Genomic DNA, 2,331 nt, shown 5'->3' with positions numbered 1-2,331 from the left:
CTTCATCTATTACAGTCTTGCCACTTGCATTAAAGTTAAACTTGTCATATTCATATCTGATTTTTCTACTTGATTCCTTTAAGTTATCCGAACATGAAGCAAGTAATTTATCCTTAATTAGATTATAGATTTTGCATTCTTTATCAGATAAATCTTTGCCTTTTCCAATACCTGATATAGTAGGAATAATTGCATAGTGGTCTGTAACCTTAGATGAATTAAAAATAGACTTAAAATTTGATTCATTGATTTTAAAATCATCTTCAAGTCCTTCTAATAATTCTTTTATAGTATTAACCATATCTTCAGTTAAATATCTGCTATCTGTTCTTGGATATGTTATTAGCTTTTTTTCATACAAGCCTTGTGCTAGATTTAAAGTGTCATTTGCTGAATATCCAAAATATTTATTTGCTTCTCTTTGTAAGGTAGTGAGATCATAAGGCTTATCTGGTTTTGTGCTTATTTCTTTATCCTCTACCTCTGTAATAACTATTTCATCTTCTAGTAGATTTAATAGTTGTTCCGCAACTTCAATTTTATCAATCCTATCAGATACAAGTTTTAATTCTCCATAAGATAGGTCAACTGTATAATATTTTTGCTTCTTAAATAGGTTTATTTCACTATCCCTTTTAGCTATTAGATATAAAGTTGGTGTTTGTACTCTACCAACTGAATGTGTTTCCTTGTAAATGCAAGAATAAAGCCTACTTAGATTCATTCCCACCAGCCAATCCGCAATTGCTCTTGCACTTGCTGATCTATATAAGTCTTCAAAGTTTTCTCCATCTTTAAGATTTCTAAATCCATCTTCAATAGCCTTGTTTTCCATTGAAGATATCCAAAGTCTTTGAATCTTCTTCTTACATTTAGCTTGATTATATACAAGCCTAAAAATAAGTTCTCCCTCTCTTCCAGCATCACAAGCATTTATAACTGTGTCGATGTTCTTATCGTTTAAAAGTTTCTTTAAAACTCCATATTGTTTCTTAGTGCTTTTAGATACTTCATAAATATATTCTTCTGGAATTATAGGAAGAGTGTCTATTGTCCATTTCTTCCATTTTTCGTCGTGTCTTTCTGGACTTGCCATTTGAATTAAATGACCTACACACCAGGAAACAATGTATCCACCTCCCTCATAATATCCGTTTTTTCTTGTTCTTGCTCCAATTACTTTTGCAATTGTAACTGCTACACTTGGTTTCTCTGCTATTACTAACTTCATTAATACCTCCATAAATAAAAAAAGAGCGAAAGATTTATCTCTCGCTCAAAGTATTTCTCCCGAATATCGTATTATTTTCGGGAGAATTCTATTACTTATTAATTTCTTTTTCTAGTTCTTTAAGAACTTTTATAATTTCATCAAATTTTGGATATTCTCCATATATCATTTCTTCCATAGCCTTATAATCTTTTTCTATTTCAGAAAATCGAAACTCTCTTGGAACTAACTTCAATCTACCATTTAATGCATCTTCATACCTTGCCCACTTTCTAGGGTAGAATTTCATTTTAAATTCAGTCACTTTCTTTAGTAATTCTTTATCCTCTAAGGCTTTGTTTTTAAAATCTGAATTTGCTATTTTATATAAGTCATAAAAGTGTCTTGCATACCTATGGGGCATAGGAGAAGCTTCTGGTCTATTCGCTTCATGATGAAGTATAGTTGCCTTTTCCCAAAAGGTTCTCTCTGCTGAGACTGTTCTTATATTAGTTTTTTCTTTAAATACATTTGGATATGCTTCACTAATTATTGGTAATATTTCAACATCGATTGCAGGTGTCCATGCTGCAAGGCTTCCTATTTCAAGCCTTATATTTTGTGTCAAATAATTAGATTCAAAGATTTTAGGATATTTACACAGAATTGTTTGTGGATCTATTTTATCTATTGAAAATTCAAAGTCTACGCTCTTTAAATCTTGTTCTAAAATTTTCAAAAATTCATCTCTTAAAAACAGTTCTGTATTTTCGTTAACTTCTTTATTGAATTTATCTTGCTTGGTATTTGACCTTTCAATCCATGGTTCTCTTTCTTCATATCCTAATAATCGCCAATCTAAGATTAGATCTATATCTTCAGAAAATCTTTCAATGAGTCCAAAACATTTTGAAAGTGATGTGCCACCCTTAAAGGTTAAATATTCTTTCCATTTATTTTCATTAAATAGATAATCTAAGATAAAAGTAACCCAATAGTCTTTTTCAATGACTGCTTCAGATATATTTTTCTTTCTTGCAGTATTGACTATTAAAACTCTTAAGTCTTCTTTGTTTTCTATATAAAACTTATTCATTTTTGCCCTCAGAAATTTCTCTTAT

At 30.1% G+C, this 2,331-nt stretch carries 2 protein-coding genes; both read right to left on the bottom strand.

The window, feature by feature from the left end; translation table 11 throughout:
* On the bottom strand, positions 1-1,231 hold a 1,231-nt coding region (locus QP860_RS10440), incomplete at its 3' end, for a DNA topoisomerase (RefSeq protein ID WP_284912781.1).
* A gap of 91 nt (positions 1,232-1,322) precedes the next feature.
* Positions 1,323-2,306 carry a nucleotidyl transferase AbiEii/AbiGii toxin family protein gene (locus tag QP860_RS10435; RefSeq protein WP_002841134.1) on the bottom strand — a complete coding sequence of 328 codons (984 nt, stop codon included), beginning with the start codon at positions 2,304-2,306 and terminating at the stop codon, positions 1,323-1,325.
* Positions 2,307-2,331 lie beyond the last annotated feature (25 nt).

The sequence above is a fragment of the Aerococcus sp. UMB1112A genome (assembly GCF_030230715.1).
GTDB lineage: Bacteria > Bacillota > Bacilli > Lactobacillales > Aerococcaceae > Aerococcus.
The sequence above is the reverse complement of the archived record's forward strand: the minus strand, read 5'-3'. Positions and strand labels throughout refer to the sequence as shown.